Annotated in this window: 26 protein-coding genes; all 26 read right to left on the minus strand. The window is 38.8% G+C overall.

Annotated elements, in window-relative coordinates; genetic code table 11:
- Nucleotides 1-101: 101 nt before the first annotated feature.
- The 26 genes from spoIIID to JOC83_RS14300 all read right to left on the minus strand — a co-directional run bounded on the left by spoIIID (nt 102) and on the right by JOC83_RS14300 (nt 24,704).
- Nucleotides 102-374, minus strand: a complete 273-nt coding sequence (gene spoIIID / locus JOC83_RS14175) for a sporulation transcriptional regulator SpoIIID (RefSeq protein WP_110112593.1) — start codon at nt 372-374, stop codon at nt 102-104.
- Between the two features lie 227 nt (nt 375-601).
- The gene (locus JOC83_RS14180) at nt 602-1,264 is read right to left on the minus strand and encodes an exonuclease domain-containing protein (RefSeq protein WP_205188044.1); all 663 of its coding nucleotides are present in this window, start codon (nt 1,262-1,264) and stop codon (nt 602-604) included.
- A 17-nt stretch (nt 1,265-1,281) separates the two neighbouring features.
- Nucleotides 1,282-3,186, minus strand: a complete 1,905-nt coding sequence (locus JOC83_RS14185) for a DUF294 nucleotidyltransferase-like domain-containing protein (RefSeq protein ID WP_205188045.1) — start codon at nt 3,184-3,186, stop codon at nt 1,282-1,284.
- On the minus strand, nt 3,164-4,834 hold the full coding sequence (locus tag JOC83_RS14190) for a sodium:solute symporter family protein (protein WP_205188046.1): 1,671 nt from the start codon (nt 4,832-4,834) through the stop codon (nt 3,164-3,166). Before JOC83_RS14190 ends, JOC83_RS14185 begins: the two co-directional genes overlap by 23 nt.
- Nucleotides 4,835-4,888: 54 nt before the next feature.
- On the minus strand, nt 4,889-5,188 hold the full coding sequence (locus tag JOC83_RS14195; RefSeq protein ID WP_205188047.1) for a DUF4212 domain-containing protein: 300 nt from the start codon (nt 5,186-5,188) through the stop codon (nt 4,889-4,891).
- A gap of 229 nt (nt 5,189-5,417) precedes the next feature.
- Nucleotides 5,418-5,600: a hypothetical protein gene (locus tag JOC83_RS14200; RefSeq protein WP_205188048.1), complete on the minus strand. Its 183-nt coding sequence runs from the start codon at nt 5,598-5,600 to the stop codon at nt 5,418-5,420.
- 242 nt (nt 5,601-5,842) lie between these two features.
- A complete protein-coding gene (locus JOC83_RS14205; RefSeq protein WP_205188049.1) occupies nt 5,843-6,700 on the minus strand; it encodes a stage II sporulation protein SpoIIQ in 858 nt (285 codons plus the stop codon).
- Nucleotides 6,701-7,087: 387 nt separating this feature from the next.
- The gene (spoIID, locus tag JOC83_RS14210) at nt 7,088-8,119 is read right to left on the minus strand and encodes a stage II sporulation protein D (RefSeq protein ID WP_205188050.1); all 1,032 of its coding nucleotides are present in this window, start codon (nt 8,117-8,119) and stop codon (nt 7,088-7,090) included.
- Nucleotides 8,120-8,376: 257 nt separating this feature from the next.
- Nucleotides 8,377-9,684 carry a UDP-N-acetylglucosamine 1-carboxyvinyltransferase gene (gene murA / locus JOC83_RS14215; protein ID WP_205188051.1) on the minus strand — a complete coding sequence of 436 codons (1,308 nt, stop codon included), beginning with the start codon at nt 9,682-9,684 and terminating at the stop codon, nt 8,377-8,379.
- A 31-nt stretch (nt 9,685-9,715) separates the two neighbouring features.
- Complete coding sequence (locus JOC83_RS14220; protein WP_205188052.1) at nt 9,716-10,459, minus strand: YwmB family TATA-box binding protein; 744 nt, start codon at nt 10,457-10,459, stop codon at nt 9,716-9,718.
- A 139-nt stretch (nt 10,460-10,598) separates the two neighbouring features.
- Nucleotides 10,599-10,835, minus strand: coding sequence for a DUF1146 family protein (locus JOC83_RS14225; RefSeq protein WP_378912686.1), 237 nt, complete (start codon nt 10,833-10,835; stop codon nt 10,599-10,601).
- A gap of 157 nt (nt 10,836-10,992) precedes the next feature.
- Nucleotides 10,993-12,501, minus strand: coding sequence for an NADH-quinone oxidoreductase subunit NuoN (gene nuoN / locus JOC83_RS14230; protein WP_205188053.1), 1,509 nt, complete (start codon nt 12,499-12,501; stop codon nt 10,993-10,995).
- Nucleotide 12,502: 1 nt separating this feature from the next.
- Entirely contained in the window at nt 12,503-14,011 is a 1,509-nt protein-coding gene (locus JOC83_RS14235; RefSeq protein WP_205188237.1) for an NADH-quinone oxidoreductase subunit M, read from the minus strand.
- Nucleotides 14,012-14,015: 4 nt separating this feature from the next.
- Nucleotides 14,016-15,878 (minus strand): NADH-quinone oxidoreductase subunit L, encoded by a 1,863-nt coding sequence (gene nuoL / locus JOC83_RS14240; RefSeq protein WP_205188054.1) that lies wholly within the window; start codon nt 15,876-15,878, stop codon nt 14,016-14,018.
- Nucleotides 15,879-15,915: 37 nt separating this feature from the next.
- Nucleotides 15,916-16,230 (minus strand): NADH-quinone oxidoreductase subunit NuoK, encoded by a 315-nt coding sequence (nuoK, locus tag JOC83_RS14245; RefSeq protein ID WP_205188055.1) that lies wholly within the window; start codon nt 16,228-16,230, stop codon nt 15,916-15,918.
- Nucleotides 16,220-16,744, minus strand: a complete 525-nt coding sequence (locus JOC83_RS14250) for an NADH-quinone oxidoreductase subunit J (RefSeq protein WP_205188056.1) — start codon at nt 16,742-16,744, stop codon at nt 16,220-16,222. The genes nuoK and JOC83_RS14250 overlap by 11 nt, the downstream gene beginning before the upstream one ends.
- Nucleotides 16,741-17,160 (minus strand): NADH-quinone oxidoreductase subunit NuoI, encoded by a 420-nt coding sequence (gene nuoI, locus JOC83_RS14255; RefSeq protein WP_205188057.1) that lies wholly within the window; start codon nt 17,158-17,160, stop codon nt 16,741-16,743. Before nuoI ends, JOC83_RS14250 begins: the two co-directional genes overlap by 4 nt.
- Nucleotides 17,161-17,188: 28 nt before the next feature.
- A complete protein-coding gene (gene nuoH, locus JOC83_RS14260; RefSeq protein WP_205188058.1) occupies nt 17,189-18,193 on the minus strand; it encodes an NADH-quinone oxidoreductase subunit NuoH in 1,005 nt (334 codons plus the stop codon).
- Nucleotides 18,193-19,293, minus strand: a complete 1,101-nt coding sequence (locus JOC83_RS14265) for an NADH-quinone oxidoreductase subunit D (protein ID WP_205188059.1) — start codon at nt 19,291-19,293, stop codon at nt 18,193-18,195. The genes nuoH and JOC83_RS14265 overlap by 1 nt, the downstream gene beginning before the upstream one ends.
- Before the next feature lie 3 nt (nt 19,294-19,296).
- Nucleotides 19,297-20,574 carry an NADH-quinone oxidoreductase subunit C gene (locus JOC83_RS14270; protein ID WP_205188060.1) on the minus strand — a complete coding sequence of 426 codons (1,278 nt, stop codon included), beginning with the start codon at nt 20,572-20,574 and terminating at the stop codon, nt 19,297-19,299.
- 3 nt (nt 20,575-20,577) lie between these two features.
- Nucleotides 20,578-21,090, minus strand: coding sequence for a NuoB/complex I 20 kDa subunit family protein (locus JOC83_RS14275; RefSeq protein WP_205188061.1), 513 nt, complete (start codon nt 21,088-21,090; stop codon nt 20,578-20,580).
- On the minus strand, nt 21,081-21,392 hold the full coding sequence (locus JOC83_RS14280; RefSeq protein ID WP_239583559.1) for an NADH-quinone oxidoreductase subunit A: 312 nt from the start codon (nt 21,390-21,392) through the stop codon (nt 21,081-21,083). Before JOC83_RS14280 ends, JOC83_RS14275 begins: the two co-directional genes overlap by 10 nt.
- Nucleotides 21,393-21,625: 233 nt before the next feature.
- The gene (locus JOC83_RS14285) at nt 21,626-21,760 is read right to left on the minus strand and encodes a lmo0937 family membrane protein (protein WP_110112613.1); all 135 of its coding nucleotides are present in this window, start codon (nt 21,758-21,760) and stop codon (nt 21,626-21,628) included.
- 185 nt (nt 21,761-21,945) lie between these two features.
- Nucleotides 21,946-22,350, minus strand: coding sequence for a F0F1 ATP synthase subunit epsilon (locus JOC83_RS14290; protein ID WP_205188063.1), 405 nt, complete (start codon nt 22,348-22,350; stop codon nt 21,946-21,948).
- Between the two features lie 25 nt (nt 22,351-22,375).
- Nucleotides 22,376-23,797 carry a F0F1 ATP synthase subunit beta gene (gene atpD / locus JOC83_RS14295; RefSeq protein WP_205188064.1) on the minus strand — a complete coding sequence of 474 codons (1,422 nt, stop codon included), beginning with the start codon at nt 23,795-23,797 and terminating at the stop codon, nt 22,376-22,378.
- Nucleotides 23,798-23,846: 49 nt separating this feature from the next.
- Complete coding sequence (locus tag JOC83_RS14300; protein WP_205188065.1) at nt 23,847-24,704, minus strand: F0F1 ATP synthase subunit gamma; 858 nt, start codon at nt 24,702-24,704, stop codon at nt 23,847-23,849.
- Nucleotides 24,705-24,748 lie beyond the last annotated feature (44 nt).

Consider the following 24,748-nt stretch of genomic DNA (forward strand, 5'->3'; position numbering starts at 1 on the left):
ATATTGAACGTAAAAATAAAGATCGGGAACATGTTCGTATGACTCATGTCCCCGACCTTTATCTACTATTTTGATTGGATTTTCATAACTGACTGTCGATTTTATTTGACAGGCTCCTCTTGAAGTTCTTCTTTTTTGTACTTAAGCTTTGTTGCTTCCCCTCCGCGTAGATGTCTAATGGATTTATGATAATCGAGAATTTCTTTTACTTCATTTGCTAATTCAGGGTTTATTTCTGGTAGCCTCTCGGTTAAATCTTTATGGACAGTACTTTTGGAAACACCGAATTCTTTCGCAATTACACGAACGGTTTTCTTTGTCTCCACGATATACTTTCCAATCTTGATAGTCCTCTCTTTGATGTAATCGTGCACACCACTCGCCCTCCCCAAATTGGATGTGAGAAGTGTGAAATGAGACTAAATGCATGAAAACGAAATATTACTTTCGTGGCCTCACCTCAAACACTCTCTTTGTTAGGTTTGTAACATTTTATTAGCTTGGGTAAGGATATATGCTAGAAAAGTCAAGAAGGACAAGGGTTTTATCATATTTTTTTGAAAATTCATTTGGTGTTCGACACATTACATGACAACTTGATTTAAAAAGACAAATGTCGCGCTGGTGAATTTGTCACTTGTAAAAGATCTCCCCACGTCGAATAACCTCTATCTTTGAGATGACCTAATAATTCTACAAATAAATAAGCCGTCGTTAGTGCGTCCCCTAATGCTTGATGGCGAGGATAGATGCGCGTACCAAATGCTTGAGCATACTTTTCAAGATCTCTCATATCAAATGACGGAGCAAGAAAACCAATTAAATCGAGCGTATCAATGTGCTGTAGCTTTTTTAAATGGAATTTGCTTCTCTTTAATTCATTCTTTAATACAAGTACGTCAAAAGCGACATAGTGCCCTACAAGACAAGATGTTTCATTTCTCTGAACAAAGTCAAAAAATTGTTCAATAGCCTCTAAGGCAAAAGGTGCCCCTGCAACTTGTTCGTTTGTGATTGTCGTTAATTCGGTTATTTCCTGAGAAATTTGTCGCTCTGGGTTTACATATAATCGAAAGGTGTCAGAAGATTGTACCTGACAGCCTTTTACGGTTACTGCTGCGACTTCAATTAAGCGATCCGTCGAGGCAACCTGAAAGCCAGTCGTCTCTGTATCAAACACTGTGAAGACGATATTTTCGATTAACGTATTAAGTGGAAGGTGTTCATTGAATTGAACGGGAAATGCTTTTCTTGTAAAAAACACATTTTGCTCCTTTCTCTTCAAATAGAGAAGTGTAGTAGCATTTTACTTTGAAGCTCCTTTAGGGTTTTTAAGCTCCATATGAGTTCATCCTTTTGGCGAATAGTGAGAGTATGAAAAGAAAGAATAGAGTTTTTCTCTTCATTCATTGAAAATTGACGCCACTTTAATTGCACGTATCGTTCAAGAATCGTTTCAATGGCCTTTTTTATGTCTTCTGCAAAAGAAGCGGTCAATACGCCTTTTTGCACTAGTCGGTCCACTTGCTCCAAAGGTGAGCCGTGAAGTGTATCATGACTAGCGGCGAGGATTTGCAGTGCATGATGATATGGAAACAATACTTCTTTCTTTAAATCAATTTGCTTTCGTTCAAGATGAAGAAGAGAACGAATTCGCTGGTGAATAGATGGAATGGGCCTTGTTTTTTCTAGTTCTGCTAAGCGATACAAAAGAATTTGCGCTTTCTTCCTATGTGTTTGAACAAGGTGGTCAACTGCTTGATGAATGGATTCGTTTCCGTATAAAAGTCGATAAGAAAAGAAGTTTTGCACGTTTAACATCACTTCATTTGTCGATTCAAGTGTCCAAGAACGAATTCGATTGTCCCATTGCCCAACTGACCCTCTCCAAATATGGTTACTAGCCATCATGTTGCCTTTACATCGTTCATAACCAGCTTGCTCGAGTAACTTAACAATCCGCTCACTTAGCATTTTAAAATAATCATGATTGTCTCCTTGATAGACAAGGAAATGGTCTTGGTCTGTTAAGAGAAATTGTTCTTTACGACCACTACTGCCCATTTGGTAAAAACAAAATGGAGCTGGTTGCTTTTTTCCTTGCTTTTCTAAATCTTGTAATGCTAATTCAATGCATCGTTTCACAAGGCGATCGTAAAGCTTGGTTAAAATATCTAACATGCTAAGGACTGGAACTTGATGATGAATCAATGTTTGAATGATCTCGTATGCTGCTTCTTTTACAACAGGCAAAGTAGATGAATCTGCTTGATCAATTTGGTGAATGACCCTAATCATGTTTTCATTTTTCTTTCGTAATAAATCCGATAATGACACAACTCCTACCACTTGCCCTTCATCCGTAACTGGTAGATGCTTAATTCCTCTAAGTAGCATCATGGCTAACGCTTCATAATAGTAGGAAAAGCGAGAAACCGTAACAGGCTCTGGTGTCATAATCGTTTCCACAGCTTCTTCTACACTTCTTCTTTCTGTGATGACTCGTTTGACTAAGTCTTTTTCTGTCACAATTCCTACTAGTCGATGATTGTCGATTACGACAACAGAGCTTATATTATGATCAATCATTCGTTTAGATACTTCATGAATAGACATCACTGGTGAAGCTGAAATGACCTTGTCAGACATCACTTCTTGTACACGTAAAATGATTGAATCTTTCTCCCCAAATGAACTAGCTAACTCAATTTGTTCAGCTAATGATTGATACACACCTTTTAAGCGAATTGATACTTGTGTTAATAGATAATGTTTCACTTTTTCGTCTTGCCAACGATTTTCAATAACCGAAAAAGGGATAAGCAAAGCTTCAGCTTCTGTTAGCGTCCGAACTTCTAAGTTATCTTCCTGATACTTGATTTCTGCTTCATTCAAGAAATCTGCTAGTGTAGGAAAGCCAATAAGCTGGCCTTCTCTTACAACTTCTAATACTTCTTCACGCTCATGCTGACGATCCTTTACGTATACCTCCGCAATGCCATGAAGCAGCAGAAGGAGACCCTTCTGCTGCTTCGTTTCAAATAAAATATTCTGATGAGACTGATACGACTTTATCTGACAATCTTGTAAAAGCGACACCATTTCTTCTTCTGATAACCCTTGAAATAATGGATGGCCTTTGACCTTTAAAACATGTTGGTGATTACATTTGTTTGTCTGATCCATCGTTCATCCAAACCTCACCGTCTTTGTATGTCATTTGTTCTGGATAACGAAGATCCATGACTTCTTCTTGAAGTTTTTGAGAAGGTGCTTTTGTCGCTAGTGATACGCCAACGTTCGCCAAAATAGCTGCTACTGCTCCAAATACACCTGCACCTGTATCAATAATTCCGGCAATTGTGAAGCCACCATATTTTGCTGCAATAATATAGCCTAATGTGACAAACAGCCCAACAAGCATCCCTGCAATGACTCCATTTGAATTTGAGCGCTTCCACCAAACTCCTAATAAAAGAGCAGGGAAGAATGTACCAGATGCAATGGCAAATGCCCATGCAACAATTTGTGTGATGGCTCCCGGAGGGTTTAACGCAATTAACCCTGCAAACAGAGCGGCTAATGCAATCGATAAGCGAGCCATGAATAATCGACTTTTTTCTGATGCATCTGGCTTCAATACACGATAATAAATGTCATGAGCAAATGAAGAGGAAATAGCAATCATTAATCCTCCTGCCGTTGATAAGGCTGCAGCCATCGCTCCCGCTGCCACTAACCCAATGACGAATACGCCTAAATTTGCAATTTCAGGTGTAGCCATTACGACAATATCTTTATCAATCATGAGCTCAGACCACTGTAAAATTCCATCATTATTTGTATCTGCTAATTGCAATTTCCCTGTATTCACCCATGATTCTGTCCATGCTGGCAAATTATTAATATCACTACCTGCTACATTTTTCATTAAAATAAAACGTGAAAATGCTGCATATGCAGGAGCTGATATATAAAGTAAACCGATAAATAGTAACGCCCACGCCCCTGACCATCTTGCTGCTTTCATTGTAGACACGGTATAAAAACGAACAATTACGTGTGGTAAGCCTGCTGTACCTGCCATTAACGTAAACATAAGTGCAAGAAACTGCCACTTTGTATCCTCTGTAAAAGGAGCAAAATATTCAGAGAGTCCTAGTGCTCGGTCAAGTTCACCTAATTCAGATACAACTTTTCCATAGGATAGCCATGGAATCGGGTTATTTGTTAGTTGAAGTGACATAAAAATAACTGGAATTAAGTAAGCAATAATTAAAATGATGTACTGTGCAACCTGTGTCCAAGTAATTCCTTTCATTCCACCAAATGATGCATAGAATGCAATTAAAACGACACCAATCATTGTGCCTACTTTTGCATCAATCTCGAATAAACGACCAATAACCACACCTGACCCCGATAACTGTCCTACCGAGTATGTAAAACTAATTAAAATGGTACAAATGGCTGCGATAATACGTGCAGAGTGACTATTAAATCGATCTCCGATAAACTCTGGTACTGTATATCGACCATATTTACGAAGTTGTGGTGCTAATAGAAAGGTTAGAAGCAAATAACCGCCTGTCCACCCCATAATGTAAGCTAGTCCATCATAACCCATCAACATCACTGTTCCAGCCATACCAATAAAGGATGCAGCACTCATCCAGTCTGCTCCAATCGCCATTCCGTTATAAATAGCAGGAATCCCCCGACCCGCTACATAAAATTCGGAAGTTGCGCGCGCTTTGTTATAAATAGCAATTCCGATATATAAAGCAAATGTAAAAATAATAATTAAAAATGAGACCCAAAACTGCGTATCCATTCATGTTTCCCCCTTTGTCTAAATCATGTTCTCTAATCCCCTGATTTTCTTCCCTTAGTGATCAAACACTTTTCCTTCCGATAATTGTTTGTTTTTCGCTTCATCAATGCCATATTTACGATCAATGGAGTCACTCACTTTCGCATTCACAAACAGTAAAAGAATGAACACTAAAATAGATCCTAATGCTCCCATAAAATAGTGAAACGGGAAGCCTAAGAATGTAAACATTAAGGATTCTGCAAATAACACAACACCAAAGGACACCACAAACCAAATCACTAAGCAAATTGCAATGAGCCTTGTTCGCTCACGAAAGTAGGAATCCGCTATTTTTTTATCAATTTTTTTCAATCTCTCCACCCCCAAAAGTATTGAAAGCTTTTCACATTTCATCAATCTTTTTGAACATCAATTGATACATGTATCACATCCTTTCAAAGTGAGAGTTAAAGGAAACAGGTACATTCATTCGAAGATAAAAGACAAAGAAGTGTTGATAGGACTAATTGTGTAAGAGTAGAACGGAAGTCTTGTTGTAAGGTACAAAACGAGGTGACTAGACTCATGGAGAAAAATAATGTTAGTGCAAGCTAAAAATAAATTTGACCGTTTCAAAAAAGGGCGCTGGAACTAATGCGATTTCAACGACAAAATAAATCAATAAACTTAAAAACGGAACGGCAAAAAAGAACGGTTTCTGCTTTCTTAAAGCAATGACAATGCTTATAACTGTAATGATAACTAGTAAAGCCAAAATAACCATTCCGCCTCCCCCCCTCTCTGTAAGCGTTATCAAATTTGTTCTAATAAACCAACGATTGACTTAACCTACGATTAATTTCAAGAATATTCTAATAAGTAAAATATTACATTTTTTCCCTCATTCGTCAATACTTGTTCTCATATAATCCTAATATGAGTCTTTTCGCTTATAGGATAACCGATTAACTGATGAGTAAATAAAAAAAGTAGAAGTTGAGAAATCTCAACTTCTACTTTTTTTATTTAGGCTGTTTTATTAAAAGATGTGCTAGAGTCTTCTTCTTTCACATCTGATTCACCTTTTTCTTCATCAGAAGATTCTTCGGTTTCAGACTGCTCGTCCTTATCTGTTGATTCAGATTCAGATGCACCATCTTCCTTCTCTTCTTCTGAAGCTGTTGTGTCAGCTTCTACTTTAATGGTTGATAATGTTTTTCCAAAATAGCTATTAGGGTTAACAGCCACGCCATCTTTTCGTACTTCAAAGTGTACGTGTGTTTTTGCTTCTTGATTATAAATATTTTGACCTGCTTTTCCAATCACTTGTCCTTGCTTAACAGTATCGCCAACTTCAACACTAACATTTTCTAATGATTGATAGTTCGTTACGACACCATCGGCATGCTCTACTTCGACAACATAACCAAGTAAAGGATCTTTTTCGTTATTTGTCACAGTACCACTTGCTGCAGCTACTACATCAAATGAACTGCCATCTTTTGCAGTAATATCAATTCCTGTGTTTGGATGATACGTATTGTTGTAGAATACAAGCGCTGCTTCTTGCTCTTCTTTTGAAGCTTGGTCATCATAAAAAGACTTTTGAATTACTGTTTCTACTTCTTCTAGTACAGGCATTGCTAAATTTTCCATTGCACTGTTTACTTCAACTGCATCTTCAGTTGGGTCATAAGCTGTACCTTCTGATACATCATTCTGTTTGTCTTGTGCATTGTCTGGGCCATTTGCTTGAAACCAAAGGACTGCTGTAAGAATGATTGCTGCACTCATCAAATAAATTGCAGGAAATACCCAACGTTTTCTTAAAAGCTTTTGTAATTTTGAAGATTGAGAAATGCGATTCTTTTCTTCTTCTCTCATTTATTATCACCTCTGCAATCATTGTGAACAGAATTTAGTAAATATATACACATCAAAAAAAGTTTTTTCGATTATTGTTCGACAATGTTTGCAAAATTATACGAGGAAATCAAAATCGCATTTTTCTTATACAAGAATAGTCAAAAAAGGAGTGGCCTCAACTACTATGAAGCATAAGTAAAAGCTGTTGTTTGTAAACAAGTAGCGGTTAACTTGTAAGAAAACCATCTAACACAATCATCTTTTAGAAGAGAGCGGAAGAAAAGAATGACTTAACGTGAACATCCCTTGCTCATTTATCCATTAATGTTGGATATCATGAGCAAGGGATGTTGTGTGATGTAGTCAAAAGGAGACGTTTCGTTCATTTGACCATCTTCCCATTTTCTATTGTTTAGCTGTTAATTTTGAAACGTATTGATCTGGAAGAGCAATACTTACTCCTTTATAGTAATACTCAACAATTTGTTTGTATGACTTCCCTTCTACTGCCATTCCGTTTGCACCATATTGACTCATTCCTACACCATGTCCAGACCCTTTTGTTGTAATGACAATTTGATTCCCTTTTTTCGCCCAATTGAAGTCTGCAGAACGCAAATCAAGCTTTTCACGAACTTCTTTACCTGTTAACGTTTTTCCACCAATTTCAATAGAAGCAATTCGTTTACCAGTTGTTCGAGCGACTACCTTGCCTAACGAACCATCTGTTGGTATCTTTATTCCTAATTGTTGCTCAAATTCTTTGACTGAAACTACTTTTTGATCTGTAAAACTTGGTGCTTCTTTATCCCATGGGCTTTCTACACTCTGAAGGTAAGGAAAAGGATTCGACCAATACTCTTCCGAATTTTCAGTGTATCCGTTACTTGTTGAAAAGAATTGGGCACTAATCGGTTGATTTTCAAAAGTTAAAATTTGTCCTGCTGTTTCTTGTACCGCTTTTCTTACTTTCTCCATCTTCCAATTATAGTCACCTTGCCATTGTACTTTTAATTCATCTGCACTTTTATATACTTGATGTGTTACTGTATCGGATACATGCGCTCCTCCTGGTAGCTTTTTTCCAATATTACCACTTAGCATTTTTTGGACGATATACGTACGTGCCGCTAAACTTTGAGCTTTTAGTGCTTCTACTTCAAAATCTGCGGGCATTTCTGAAGCGACCACCCCTACAACGTATTCTTCTAATGGTAATGTCGCTACTTTCTTTGTGCTCATTCTATATACAGCCACTTCTATTTGCGGACCTAAGTTTGTTTGTTTCATTTCTACCTTTTGACTTTCAGATGTTTTTTTTTCTGTCAGCTTACCGTCTGTTTTATCTCCAAATGAAACAACGAGAAGCGTAGGGATCATCAAAACAATAAAAAAGAAGACCGAGACTAGTAGGACTACTGGTTTTATATGCTTCATCAATATTGAACCTCCATTGCCTGTGTAGGATAAGAACTATCTTCATAACATTTGTATGGAGATGGACAACCTTTTATGACTTAAATGGGGAAGATCATCATTTATACAAGTCACTCCTAAAAAGAGCCTATTAAAATAGCCAACCACCTAACCCAAAGAGGTCAAGTGATTGGCTATTTTCGTAAAAAGCATGAAACATGTTATCTTTCGTTCACACCGTTTTCATATAAAATGGTTCTCAGAAGTTTGAAGAAGAATTAGCTAATATCAGAAGATACTTGCTTTACTTCACCTGTTTCAGTTGCTTCTTCATTTACACGTTCAATATCTGCACCTAGCGCTTGTAGCTTATTGTGGAAATCTACATAACCGCGATCTAAGTGTTTTAATTCCGTTACGCGTGTATACCCATCTGCTACTAAGCCAGCTAATGTTAAAGCTGCTGCTGCACGAAGGTCTGTTGCTGCCACTTCTGCACCTTGAAGTTTAGAAGGACCATTGATAATAACTGAGCGCCCTTCAATTTTAATATCCGCATTCATGCGACGGAATTCTTCTACGTGCATAAAACGGTTTTCAAATACCGTTTCCGTAATCATACTTGTACCTTGAGCTGCTAACAGTAGTGACATCATTTGTGACTGCATATCAGTTGGGAACCCAGGGTGTGGCATTGTTTTAATATCAACCGCTTTTAACTTTTCAGGGCCGATTACACGCAAACCATCTTCTTCTTCGCTGATTTTAACACCCATCTCTTCCATTTTCGCTACAAGTGAGCTTAAGTGCTCCATTACAGCACCACGCACGAGAACATTTCCACCTGTAATTGCAGCAGCTACCATAAATGTTCCTGCTTCAATACGGTCTGGAATAATTGTATGGTTTGCACCATATAATTTTTTAACTCCCTCAATGCGGATTGTACCTGTACCAGCACCACGAACTTTACCTCCCATTGCATTTAGGAAGTTCGCTAAATCAACAATCTCTGGTTCTTTTGCAACATTCTCAATGATTGTTGTACCTTCAGCTAACGCTGCTGCCATCATAATATTTTCTGTTGCACCAACACTTGGGAAGTCTAAATAAATCTTAGCTCCACGTAATTTATCTTCTACTTCAGCATCAATAAACCCGTTTCCTACTTTAACTTTTACTCCCATAGCTTCAAAGCCTTTAAGGTGCTGATCAATTGGTCTTGAACCGATTGCACAGCCACCTGGTAATGCAACGCGTGCTTTACCTGTACGACCTAATAGTGGGCCCATAACAAGTACGGATGCGCGCATTTTTCTTACATATTCAAACGGTGCATCTGTCTTTAATTCTCTCGATGCATCTACAACAACACGATTTGTCCCAAAGTCTACTTCTGCATTAAGATGACGTAAAACTTCGCTAATCGTAAATACATCGGAGAGAGCTGGTACATCATTTAGAACTGTTTTTCCATCACTAGCTAATAAAGTTGCAGCGATAATAGGTAATACGGCATTTTTAGCACCTTCTGCTTTCACAGTACCGTTTAACCTTTTTCCGCCGCGGACGATGATTTTTTCCAAGGTATTCCCCTCCGCGTCCATTTTCTATATATTAATATTCAGACGTGATGATTGGTGTGCCAACAACTAGGGTTGTTTGACCGCCCAATCCTGTCTCTCGTAGTGCTATCTGTAAATTCATTTGTTGTCCTTTTGTTGGAATTGCTTCTTCCCACAATTCAGTATATGCCGACACTGATACGAATGACTCTTCGGTAATCGATTCAACCGGTGTAGCATGAAAAGCTTTCAATAATTTATCAGTTGTCAAAGACAAAACACTTTTCATCTTATCACTTAATTGCCCTTGCATACAAGAGAAAATTATGGGATTTGATAGAAAAAGTTTATGATAGCTTACTTGAAAGATTTCTTCATAAGAATTCCAGCTTTGATTACTCCAATCTGTTCCCGTCACATGATATAGTATATACGCATGCTGAATCTTTTTTGTGGGTGTATAGGCAAATGTAATTTTCTCTGTAATTGAGCCCGTTACATTCACACCAACTGCTTTCCACACTTCTCTTTCCCTCTTTAACTCCCAATTGAAACTATTAAATTCAATTTTTAATGCATTTAATTTGCGATTAAATGCATTCATGTTGTCAATTGTTAAAATTTCTTCCCTTGCATATAAAGACCATTCATCAACTTTAACATTTTGTTGTTGCAATACTTGAGCCAATTTTACAATGGTTGATTGGTTCTCTTCAGCTTGACTCACATAATTTCCATGATATATGAATGCAGCTATAATGAAAATAGCTAAAAAGACACTAATTTTTTTATTCACCCCGTCACTCCCTCTCCTTATCTTCATTTTTGCCAAAATAAAGAGTGACATACATGAAAAAGGTCGTCACATTTAGACAGAGAGGTGACAATTTTCATAAGCTCAATCATTCACAATCATCGTTAAAAAGAATGGTTCATTAAAATAATGAAGAAAGGCGCTGTGACCAAAATAAGTAATCTAAAAAGAAATTACTAACCGCTGATCCAATTGCAATTGTTAACAAAATCATCATTAATCGCCCTTGCATCACACGATTTGGTTTCATCATCTTCTCTATCTGAAACCCCTGTAAAGCATACCAAGTAATGACGATAAAGAACAAGTGAGAAATAATCCCCAATAAAGCTTGCGAACCTGCTCCTGGTAACAACATCTCATTTAACACCCCTTCACAATTATAAAGTGTACCCTCATAGATAAAGGATTGGCAAGTTTTTACCTTGCCAATCCTTTTTATAAATATAACGACTCATTTTCTATTGCTAATACACTTATTAAATCACAACTCCCTCGTCCCCGTAAATTACATTTCAAGAGAAAAAGTCTGTAAAGCCACTAAACTGTTCAAAGAAGAATGTATATGCAATGTTTGGAACAATCCCTAAAATGATTGTAAAGCATGCACACAATCCAATTGACACCAACAACCCATTTGGTTTCTTTATTTGCGCACTTTCATAAGAAGGTCGGAAAAACATATGAACAAAAAGAGTAAAGTAATAATAGTAGGAAATGACGGTGGTCACAATCATAATACTGACTAATACATAATGAGTAGATGAAACGGATAGTGCACCAACAAAGATGTTAAGCTTTCCAATAAAGCCAGCCGTTCCTGGAATTCCTGCTAATGAAAGGAGGAAAATAGCCATACTTATCGCTAAAAATGGCGATCGTTTGTACAATCCTGAAAAAGTAGTTATTTTCGCGCTATCACTCGCAATCGTGACAAGCTGGATAACAGCAAATGCTCCAAGGTTCATGAAAATGTAGGCTAGAAAATAAAACCAAATCGCATCGAACATAAACGGCGACAAAGCAGCCAATGCGACAAATAAATATCCTGCATGTGCCACACTAGAATAAGCGAACAATCGTTTAATGTTTTGTTGTTGAAGCGCCACAAGATTACCGATAATCATTGTAGCACCCGCTATTAATCCAATATAACCTTGCATGGATTCTAAAATGGATGTTGTCATTTCTTTTGCAGGGGCATTGGCAAAAATGGTGAAAAAGAGACGAATAAGAAGAGCAAAGCCTGCAATCTTAGAAATGACGCTTAAGAAAGCCGTAACAGGAATCGGAGACCCTTCGTATACATCTGGAGCCCACATATGAAAAGGAACGGTCGCTACTTTAAAAGACAAGCCAACGAGCATCATTAAAAAAGCCAGTGATAACATTCCCTCATAAGCACGTCCGTTTAAAAATGTAACCTGAGAGGCAATTTCTAATAAGTTTGTCGAGCCGGTTAATCCATATACATAGCTCATTCCAAACAATGTAATCGCTGTCGCAATCCCTCCATTAATCACATACTTCATCGCTGCTTCATTAGATGAAAGCTGCTGTTTACGTATACCTGCTAAGATATACGATGAAAGAGATAATAGCTCAAGTCCTACAAACAAAGTAATTAAGTCTCCACTCGATGTCATAAACATGGCCCCTAATAGAGCGGTTAACAACAGATAATAAAACTCGCCTCTATATGTTAGCCCCTCTTTTGGTTCATAGGAGGACGCTAATACCATCACACACGCCGCCCCTCCTAATAAAAGGAGCTTAAATGCTTTTGCAAATCCATCTAATCGAAAGGTATCTTCTAGTATGCTGACGGGTGGTTCATTTAGTAAAAGGAGAAGAGAAATCATTGCTAATAAAATACCAACAACCCCTATATACCCAAACCACTTTCGATTCCATGTCTTACGAGCGAATAAATCAAGAAGGGATAAAAATGTAGCAACTACTAAAATGATAAATTCCGGCAACATCGCTCCCCAACGATAACTTAACAATGCTTCCATATCCATCTCATTCACCTCCTAACCCTTCAACAATCATCTGTAAAGATGGCTCAATCATATTTGTTAACACATCCGGATACACACCAATCAGGAGAATAAAAAGCAGGAAAAGAGATACAATCGCGATTTCTCCTTTATACAAATCATGTTTGCTAACGTGGTGTTCTGATTGCTTACCAAACGTCATATTTAACACCGCTTTTAGCATATACACCGCGGTCATAATAATACCTAACGTTCCCAATGCTCCGAGCCAAGGAAATGTATTAAAAACACCTAAGAACGTCATAAACTCGCTAATAAATCCTGATAAACCAGGCAGACCTAATGATGCCATAGCTCCTGTTAATAACACACCTGATAAAATGGGGGCTGTGTTCGCCAATCCACCTAATTTCGAAATCATAGACGTATTGAAACGTTCTAATAAGGCATTAACGAGGAAGAATAACAGCGCCGAAATGAAGCCATGAGAGATAACTTGAAAAATCGCTCCTTGTACGCCTGCATGATTTAAAGCTCCCAGCCCCATTAACACAATGCCCATATGCGATACACTTGAATAAGCGAGAACTTTACGTAAGTCATCTTGCCGCCAAGCTAGAAACGCACCGTATAGTAAGTTAATGATCCCAAGAATCACAATCAACATCGAAAGTGAGGAAAACTCTCTAGGGAACATTCCTATGCCAAAACGAATCAAACCAAACGCACCAATTTTCAACAGAATGCCTGCATGGAGCATAACAATGGAAGGCGGTGCCTGCACATGAACACGTACCATCCATGTGTGAAGCGGAAAAACAGGTAATTTAACAGCAAAAGCAATTAGTAACCCAAGAAATAGCCCCCACTTTTCTTGATTTGTAAAGATCTTTAATTCATTGTTTGCTAATAGATCGGTTAAAAAAGCGATATTGGATGTTCCTGTCTTTGCAAATAGCGTCATAATGACAACTAATAAAATCGCAGAACCAATCCCGTTATAAAGGAGAAATGTGTACGCTGCTTTCTCCCGATCAAATCCCCCCCATTTGCCAATGAGAAAAAACATCGGGATGAGTGTAAGCTCAAAAAAGATGAAAAATAAAATTAAATTTTGAGCTACAAACACTCCAAGCATTCCTACTTCCAACAAAAGAAACAATGCATAATATCCTTTTAACCCACTTTTAATTGAAAAAGATCCAAACGCTGCTAGTGTTGAGATTGTGGTCGTTAATAATAAAAGCAGTAATGAAAACCCATCTATCCCAACTTCGTATTGAATAGAAAATAAGTCTGTTGGACTCTCTGTATAACCAAACCGAAACCATTCATACTGCTGTAGAAAAGAATCATACGCTCGCCCAGTCTTCACTTGTATATAAATGAGCCATGCAACTGAAAGAGGAAGAAGTGTTGATAACGCACCTACCCATTTTATTAATTTCTCTTTGTCTTTTTTTATAAAAAGAAGAAAGAGTAAGCCAATGAACGGGGAAAAAATAAGAAATGTAAGTAAAAAGGAATGCATCACCCTATATCCCCCCCTTTACGACAAGCAACAAGATGAAGAAAGCCAATCCTACAAATGCTACTAATCCATAACGCTGAACTTGACCATTTTGAACACGAGCCCCTGTTTGACTAGCGATAGCAATCAGACCGACAATAAAGCTTATCAACCCTTGAACTACAAACTTTTCAATATAGTAAAAAGTAAGGCTAATCACCTTGCCACTTTTTATAAACGTTGCTTTATAAAACTCATCCACGTAATAGTGATGAAGGAGTATACGAGTCATTGTAGGGAAAGATTGACTTCCCCAGCTTTTAGATACTGTCTGCCTTTTATACATGAGGTACGCTAAACCTATTCCTAAAGATGATAACAAGACCGTTACAAGCATAATCCATAAAGGGGCTTCAGTATGTGAAGCGTCTAACCACTGCTGATCCGCTGTTAACCAGTCTCCTAAAAATGTGCCAAACCAATGGGTGTTCACATACCCACTGCACACAGCTAGAAACGCTAACACTCCCATCGGAACCGTCATAAATAACGAAGATGGAGTCGTCTTGTGACTTTGAGGTTGCTTTTCTCCTGCAAAAATGAGAAAGAATAGACGAAACATATAAAATGCGGTTAAAAAAGCGGTCAAAAGCGCCACGATAAACAACACATATCGTCCATCATTCCACGTTGCAATCAATATTTCTTCTTTACTAAAAAAACCAGATAATAATGGCACACCGCTAATGGCTAATGTTCCAATCAAAAAGAAAACTCCAGTCATTTTCATGGTTTTCCATAAGCCACCTAGCTTTTGAACATCTTGAATATGAATCGTATGAATGACGCTGCCTGCTGCTAAGAACAGAAGCGCTTTGAAAAATGCATGGGTCATTAAATGAAATACACCTGCAACATAACCTGCTGATCCTAAAGCTAGCATCATATATCCAAGTTGACTTACCGTTGAATAAGCTAGAATTCTCTTTATATCTGTTTGAGCGAGCGCGATAGAAGCCGCAAACAAGGCCGTGAATCCACCGACCGTAGCAACAACTGTTAAAGCAAAAGAGCTTGCTGAAAATAAAGGAAACATTGTGGCTACTAAATACACGCCTGCTGCTACCATCGTTGCCGCATGAATGAGGGCTGATACTGGTGTAGGACCTTCCATAGCATCTGGTAGCCAGGAATGAAGGGGAAATTGACCTGATTTTCCAATAGCACCAACAAACAGTAAAAGACTTGTTAGTGTAATCATTGTCGGAGAGATTGTTCCAGCACTCACTGCAGCAAAAATCTCGTCATAATTAAAGCTTCCAACCTCCCAGAATAATAGAATGATTCCCATAAAAAGGCCGATATCGCCAATACGCGTCATAATAAATGCTTTTTTAGCCGCTTCTTTCGCTTCCTCTTTATGATAGTAGAAACCAATTAATAAAAACGATCCTACCCCTACTAATTCCCAAAACACATAGAGTTGTAATAAATTCGTCGATAACACAAGGCTTAACATCGCAAATGTAAAGAATCCTAGATAAGCATAAAAGACAGAGAAGCGCTTTTCACCTTTCATATATGCTTTTGAGTACATATGTACAAGCAAGCTAACCGTTGATACAATGACAAGCATTAACGCATTTAACGGTGTTACTTCAAAACCTACTTGAATGGAAAACTCTCCAATCGTGAGCCATGTTCTTTCTACTTTAAATGTGGACATATATAAACGGTCAATGAGTACCATGACTGAAAAGATAAGCGAAATAAATGTTAACAGAATTCCTACGTAAGCACATCGCTCTTTTAATTTCTTACCTATAAGTAAAAGCAAAATAAACGAGACAAGTGGAAAGAGTGGTATAAGCCATGCATTCTCCATCATCTTTTTGTCCCCCCTTTAATTAAGCAAAACACGAAATCTAGTGTTTTAGTGTATCCATCTCATCTACATTGACTGTTTTTTTGTTGCGATAAAGCGCAATTAAAATTGCTAGTCCGACCGCTGCCTCTGCTGCTGCAACGGTAATTGTAAACAAGGAAAAGATTTGCCCGGTAAGGTTCGCACCCATTCCATACTTACTAAATGCCACTAAATTAATGTTCACAGCATTTAACATCAGTTCAATACAAATCAACACAATGACCGCATTTCGCTTCGTAAGTGCACCGTACAAACCGATGCAAAATAAAATGAGAGCTAATACAAGATAGGATGATAATGGACTATTGCTCACTTTCATTCGCCTCCTCATCATCTTTCTTCGCTAAAATGATGGCCCCAATTAACGCCACAAGTAATAAGACAGACGTTAGTTCAAACGGGATGATAAACGTTGAGTAGAGTTCTATTCCAATTTGCTTTGTGTTTTCTTCATGCAACCCCGTCGCTTGCCCATCAAATGGCACGGCACTAATTGAACGAAAGGTAACAGCGGCGAATAAAAAAATCGAGAGTAAGATCAGTAGCTTTTTCCATCTTTTTATATGAGGAAAGGTTTGATCATTGTGTTTCGTTAGCATGATGCCAAATAACATAATAATGGTAATTGCACCTGAATAAATCAAGATTTGGACAGCAGCGACAAATTCTGCTGATAACAACACATACAATCCTGCAATACTAACAAAGGTAAAAACGAGCGCTACGACCATGTGGACAACTTTTGAAAGGCTTAGCATCAAAATGCCTCCAGCGAGAGCGACGAGTGCAAGACATAAAAAGATGATGTATTCACCAGAGAACATCATGCCTTGTTCTCCTCTCTTACATGTTGATTGTTTTCATCAAGCCACTTCATATCTTTAAATAGCGCATCACGGCTATACTCTGCTAACTCAAAATTACTCGTCATGACAATCGCTTCTGTCGGACAGACTTCTGTACATAAATCACATAAAATACAAATCTCAAAGTTTATATCATACGTATCAATAATTTTTCCTTTTTTTGTTGGGTCAGGATGTTTTTTACCTGTTAACTGAATACAGTCAGTTGGACAAATATTCGCGCATTGATTACATACAATGCATTTTTCGGGGTAAAACTTTTGAATACCTCGAAAGCGATCTGGAAGTGGCAAAGGTTCGTTAGGATAGTCGTATGTGACTTTTTTCTTCGTTAAATTCTTCAATGTATAAGCTAACCCTTTTGCTAAACCAAACATAGCCGTCACCCTTTCCTTTTCTTTTTTATTACGAAAAGAATAATTCCTTAATGAGAGCCGTGATAAAAATATTCGCTAATGCGACAGGAAGCAATACTTTCCATCCAAATTCCATCAGCTGATCGGCACGTACACGTGGAAATGACACGCGAAACCAAATAAGAACAAACACAACCATAATGAACTTTAAAGCGAACCAAGCCGCCGCTGGAATAAAGTCTAAAAATAAAACGGGTTGCCACCCTCCTAAAAACAAAACGGTTGTTAAAGAGGCCATTGCAAAAAAATACACGTACTCGGCGAGCATAAAGAAGGCCCATCGAAAACCAGAATATTCAACATGAAAGCCTGCAACTAGCTCCGACTCTGCTTCAGGTAAGTCAAAAGGAGTTCGATTTAATTCCGCTACTGATGCAATGAAGAATACTATGAAGCCCACAGGTTGAACAAAGATATACCATACGTCTTTTTGAGCATGCACAATCTCATTTAGATTTAAGCTACCGGTCAACAGCACTACTCCCACGATCGACATTACAAGGGGCACTTCATAGGAAATCATTTGTGCAGCTGCACGCATTCCTCCTAGTAATGCATACTTATTATTGGAAGCCCAAGCTCCTGCTACAATTCCAACCGTTGACAGGCCTGAAATCGCGATATAATAGAGCAAACCAATACCAATATCAGCAAACTGGAGTTTATCTGTAAAAGGAATGGTCGCTAACACCATAAAAGCAGGAGCAAACGCTAATACGGGTGCTAAAATAAACAACGGACGATCGGCTAGTTTTGGGATGGTGTCTTCTTTTATGAGTAGCTTTAACACATCCGCTACGGTTTGAAGCAACCCCCACCTGCCACCTACTTGGTTCGGACCGTACCTCCCCTGCATAAATCCCATCACTTTTCGCTCTGCTAAAATCCCATATGTGACAAAGCCTAAAACTACAAAGAGAAAACAAGCTGCTAATCCAAAAAACAAAAAGAACTGTGTCCAACTAGGAGATGATTGTAACAAGCTTTCAATCATTAACCGTCTACCTCCCCTAATACAATGTCAATAGCGCCTAAGATCGTAATAAGGTTTGCGATGTTCTCTCCTTTCAATAACTTAGGTAGAATTTGTAAGTTATAAAAAGACGGTCTACGAAATTTTAGTCGATACGGCTCTTTTTTCCCCTCACTTGCAATGTAACAGCCAATCTCCCCTCGAGGCGATTCAATTCGAACGAACGCTTCCCCTTTTGGTGGTTTAATAATCTTGGGCACTTTCGCCATGATATCTCCTTGCCTCGGCATTTGTTCGACTGCCTGCTCAATAATCTTAAGTGACTCTTCAATTTCCTCTAAACGACACTCATATCTTGCAAATGCATCTCCCTTTTCTCGAACGGGGATATCAAAGTGAAAACGGTTATAAATGGAATAGGGTTCATCTACACGAAGATCCCATTTCACGCCGGTACATCGTAGATTCGCTCCGCTTAACGAATACTGCAACGCTTCTTCTTTTGAATAAATACCAATTCCTTTTACTCGGTTTAAAAAGATTTCATTCCCTGATACAAGGTCATGATAGCCTTTTAATTGTTCTCTCATGTAAGGAATGAATTCTTCTACTTTCTCAACCCAACCATCTGGTGCATCCCATTTAACACCCCCAATTCGCATATAATTAAAGGTTAATCTTGCACCTGATAACTCATTTAATAAGTTAATAATCATCTCACGCTCACGAAAAGCGTATAAAAAAGGACTAACTGCTCCAATATCAAGTAAATACGTCCCCCACCAAACAAGGTGACTCGCAACTCGTCCTAACTCCATCACGAGCACTCGTAAATACTCTGCTCGTTCGGGCAATTCAATCTCCATCATTGTTTCAACGGCATGACAGAGAACATAGTTATTAGTCATCGCTGATAAGTAATCCATACGGTCTGTGTATGGAATGATTTGTGTATATTGTAGGTCTTCGGCAAGCTTCTCCGTACCTCGATGTAGGTAGCCAATCACGGGTGTCGCTTCTGTAATGATCTCTCCATCGATTTTTAAAACAAGACGAAATACACCGTGTGTGCTTGGATGTTGAGGGCCAACGTTTAATAGCATTTCTTCTGTACGAATCAACCGTTACACCTCCACATCGTAAGCTTCGTAGTCTTTGCGTAATGGATAGCCAACCCAATCATCCGTTAACATAATTCGCTTTAAATTAGGATGGCCGGTAAATTGTATACCTAATAAATCAAACGCCTCACGCTCTGGCCAATCTGCACCATTCCATAGAGGCTGTAGAGAATCAATTACTGGTTGCTCTCGATTCACTTTTACCTTTAAGGCAACCGATTGTTTATGTTTAGATGAAAACAAATGAACATATAGTTCAAAGTGAGTTTGAAAATCTGTTCCATGCAGTTCCGATAAATAATCAAATGCAAGTTCCTCATTGTTTTTCAACAACTGTGCGACTTGGAAGTATGTATCATCGTTAGCAACTAAGGTGGGTACGTGTTTTGAGAGACGATTAATATAGTAGTCATGGATAGCGTCATCGTTTAAATGCTTTCGAATGACACTCACATATTGATCTAGAAATGGTTGATTAGGAGATGGAATTTCTTCTGGTTGAGGTGGATGATCGACGTCATTCATATTAGCCGACTTAGCTTTTTCTATGGCGAGCGCTTTTGCTTTTGCCGCTGCAGCCGCCTTTTTCTTCGCGAGCTCTAGGTCTTCTTCGTCTGTCTCTTCTCGCTTTTGTTTTGCTTGCGCTGCTGCCTTCGCTTTTGCCGCTGCGGCCGCCTTTTTCTTGGCAAGCTCTAGGTCTTCTTCGCCTGTCTCTTCTCGCTTTTGTTTTGCTTGCGCCGCTGCCTTTGCTTTTGCCGCTGCGGCCGCCTTTTTCTTGGCAAGCTCTAGGTCTTCTTCGCCTGTCTCTTCTCGCTTTTGTTTTGCTTGCGCTGCTGCCTTTGCTTTTGCCGCTGCGGCCGCCTTTTTCTTCGCGAGCTCTAGGTCTTCTTCGCCTGTCTCTTCTCGCTTTTGTTTTGCTTGCGCTGCTGCCTTCGCTTTTGCCGCTGCGGCCGCCTTTTTCTTGGCAAGCTCTAGGTCTTCTTCGCCTGTCTCTTCTCGCTTTTGTTTTGCTTGCGCTGCTGCCTTTGCTTTTGCCGCTGCGGCCGCCTTTTTCTTGGCAAGCTCTAGGTCTTCTTCGCCTGTCTCTTCTCGCTTTTGTTTTGCTTGCGCCGCTGCCTTCGCTTTTGCCGCTGCGGCCGCCTTTTTCTTGGCAAGCTCTAAACCTGACTCTAACGCCACTTCTGTTTCTTTCTTGCTTTCAGTGGACTTTTTTAACACGTCTTCCTTTGCTTTTTGAGCTTCTTCCTTCTTTCGTTCCTCTAGCGACTGGTCTCGACTCATCGACTACATCACTCGCTTTCCGGTCTTTGCTTCATATCTTATTTTTTCTTTTAATTTATTGATTCCATAAATTAAAGCTGCTGGGTTAGGAGGACAGCCAGGAATATAGACATCCACAGGAATGATTTGATCGACACCTTTTACAACAGCGTATGACTTCACATACGGTCCTCCTGCTGTCGCACAAGAGCCCATTGCAATGACCCACTTTGGTTCAGGCATTTGATCATACAGTCTTTGTACAACAGGAGCCATCTTTTTAGTCACTGTTCCTGAAATAATCATCACATCAGACTGACGAGGAGATGTCCGAAAAAAGGAGCCAAACCGATCTAAATCGTAATGAGAAGAGCCAACTCCCATCATTTCAATCGCACAACAAGCAAGTCCGAATGTAAGAGGCCATAACGAATTACTTCTTGCCCACGCTTTTAACTGCTCAAGAGTAGTTAAAAAGATATTTCGACGCATCTCTTCTAATTCTTCTTTAGAGATATTTTCAATATTTAATTCCATTTCAACACCTTCTTCTTCCAAGCATATAAAAGACCGATTAATAACATCGCAACAAAAATGAGCATTTCAATTAATGCGAATAAACCAAGCTCATTATAAGCAACTGCCCACGGGTATAAAAAAACCGCTTCGACATCAAAGATTACAAATAATAACGCAAAGATATAATACCTTACGTTAAATTGAATTCTTGCATCGTGAAACGGTTCAATACCACTTTCATATGTTGTTTGTTTTTCCTTGGTTGGTGCATGTGGTCGCAACCATTTTCCGAGTGTCAATGCGACAACGGGAAGTAACATACCAATTAATAAAAAAACCAAAACAATAACGTAGTTATTCACATAAACATTTTGGAAGTCCACCTACACACCCCTTTGTTTATTTTCTGATTTTTCTAAATGTAATCGCTATCATTATAGCAAATCTATTTAATAGTGTCGATACAAATCATGGTTATCACTCTTTCTCTACTATATGTAGTAAATAAGCCATAAAAAAATAACCGCTCTTTCGAAAAAGAGCGGTTATTTCGTCAAGCACGCTTAATTAATTTGACAACTAGCACGATCAGCGCAATCACCAGTAATGCATGAATTAAGCTTCCTACATCAAACACGACACCTAATAACCATGCTAATAATAAAACTCCAATAATTGTCCATAGCATTTTATCATCACTCCTTATGTATAAGTTTCTTTATTGTTTGCTTATTTTATACCCATCATGAATGTAGACAAACATTTATAAGAAATATTTTTTATAAAAAGGATGTAAGTTAAGCTGATGAATCTTATTTAAAATAAACATAAAAAATAAACCCTTGAAGGCAAGAATACCTCCAAGGGTTTACATTACATTTTACGTTGTGTTACTTCAATACGGTTAATTGCACGCTTAAGCGCAAGTTCTGCACGTTTGAAGTCAACGTCATCTTGTTTACTGTTTAATCTTGATTCTGCTCGGTTCTTCGCTTCTTCAGCACGAACAAAATCAATATCTTCAGCTTTTTCAGCAGTCTGTGCTAAAATTGTCACTTTGTCAGGTCTTACTTCAAGAAAGCCTCCACTAACAGCCACAAGTTCTGTGCTGCTTCCTTTCTTCAAGCGGACAGCTCCAATTTGTAAAGGAGCAACCATTGGGATGTGACCTGGTAAAACACCTAACTCACCACTTTGAGCTTTCGTGCTCACCATTTCCACATCTGATTCATAAACCGGGCCATCAGGAGTGACTACACTGACATGGATTGTCTTCATTTAAAAAACCTCCTATGTCCCTAAATTAAACTTCTACTCCCATACGCTTCGCATTCTCAATTACCTCTTCGATGCGTCCTACAAGACGGAATGCATCTTCTGGTAAATGATCATACTTGCCTTCAAGGATTTCCTTGAATCCACGAACCGTTTCTTTTACAGGTACATAAGATCCTGGTTGACCTGTAAACTGCTCAGCAACGTGGAAGTTTTGAGATAAGAAGAATTGAACGCGACGTGCACGTTGTACAACAAGCTTGTCTTCTTCAGAAAGCTCGTCCATACCTAAGATCGCGATAATATCTTGTAACTCTTTGTAACGTTGTAATGTTTGCTGTACTTGACGAGCCACAGCATAGTGCTCTTCACCAACGATTTCAGGTGATAACGCACGAGAAGTTGATGCTAAAGGATCCACGGCTGGGTAGATACCCATCTCTGAAAGCTTACGCTCAAGGTTTGTTGTTGCATCTAAGTGAGCGAAAGTTGTTGCAGGAGCTGGATCCGTGTAGTCATCGGCTGGTACGTAAATCGCTTGAATCGATGTTACAGAACCTACGCTTGTTGACGTGATACGCTCTTGTAATTGACCCATCTCTGTTGCTAATGTTGGCTGATAACCTACGGCTGATGGCATACGACCAAGTAATGCCGATACCTCAGAACCAGCTTGCGTGAAACGGAAGATGTTGTCAATAAAGAATAATACGTCTTGACCTTGCTCATCACGGAAGTATTCTGCCATTGTTAAACCAGTTAATGCAACACGTTGACGTGCTCCAGGTGGCTCATTCATCTGACCGAATACCATCGCTGTTTTCTTAATAACGCCTGAATCAGTCATTTCATGATAAAGGTCATTACCTTCACGAGTACGCTCACCAACACCTGCGAATACCGAGATACCACCATGCTCTTGAGCGATGTTGTTGATTAACTCCTGAATTAATACTGTCTTACCTACACCGGCACCACCAAATAGACCGATTTTTCCACCCTTGATATAAGGAGCAAGTAAATCTACTACTTTGATACCTGTCTCAAGAATTTCTGCTTGAGTTGATAATTCTTCAAACTTCGGAGCTTGACGGTGAATTGGATCACGACGAGCACCTGCTTCAATTGGTGCATCTAAATCGATGTTTTCACCAAGTACATTGAATACGCGTCCTAAAGTTATGTCACCAACAGGAACAGAAATTGGTGCACCAGTATCTTCTACTTCTAAACCACGAACTAATCCGTCAGTAGAAGACATTGCTACTGTACGAACTGTGTCATCACCTAAGTGAAGCGCCACCTCAAGTGTTAATTCGATGCCTGCTTCATTTTCATTGTTCGCTTTATGAGAAATTTTAAGGGCGTTATAAATTTCAGGAAGGTGTCCGCTGTCAAACTTTACGTCTACAACAGGACCCATGATTTGAGTAACGCGTCCTTTTGCCATCGTGTTCCCTCCTAACTTGCTTCTCTATGATATGAAACCAAAAACTGTTCTATTCTAATGCAGCTGCACCGCCAACGATCTCTGTGATCTCTTGGGTAATCGCTGCTTGACGAGCTCGGTTATAAGATAGAGTAAGTGAATTAATAAGTTCTTTTGCATTATCTGTTGCACTTTTCATCGCTGTCATACGAGCAGCATGTTCACTTGCTTTACCATCAAGTAACGCGCCGTAAATTAAACTTTCTGCATACTGTGGTAATAAAACCTCAAGAATTTCTTCTTGAGAAGGTTCGAATTCATACGACATAAGCTTTGTTGAAGAAGCAATATCTGTTAATGGTAATAGCTTCTTCTCCGTTACTTCTTGTGAAATTGCACTTACAAAGTGGTTGTAGAACATGTAAAGCTCATCAAACGTTCCATCTCCAAACATATTAACCGTTTGAGATGTAATCCCTTGAATATCGGCAAATGATGGTTGGTCAGATAAACCAGTAATCTCTAGAAATACCGGTATTTGACGTTTTTTAAAGAAGTCACGGCCTACACGACCAATTGCAATGATTGCATATTCATCTGTTGACTTGTGACGCTTTTGGATTGTTTGATAAACCGTACGTAATACGTTACTGTTGTAAGCACCAGCTAAACCACGATCAGATGTAATAACAAGATAACCTGTTTTTTTCACTGTTCGTGACACTAGCATCGGATGAGAAGCATCTTTACTACCGACTGCAATGCTTGCTACAACCTCTTGGATTTTATCCATATACGGAACAAATGATTTCGCATTTTGCTCTGCTCGATTAAGCTTGGCAGCTGAAACCATCTCCATTGCTTTTGTAATCTGGCTTGTTTTTTTTGTCGATGTGATTCTTGTTTTTATATCACGTAATGATGCCAAAGGTTTCACCACCTTTTTCAGAAGATCACATGGTAATTGAAGGT

The sequence above is a fragment of the Priestia iocasae genome, assembly GCF_016909075.1.
GTDB lineage: Bacteria > Bacillota > Bacilli > Bacillales > Bacillaceae_H > Priestia > Priestia iocasae.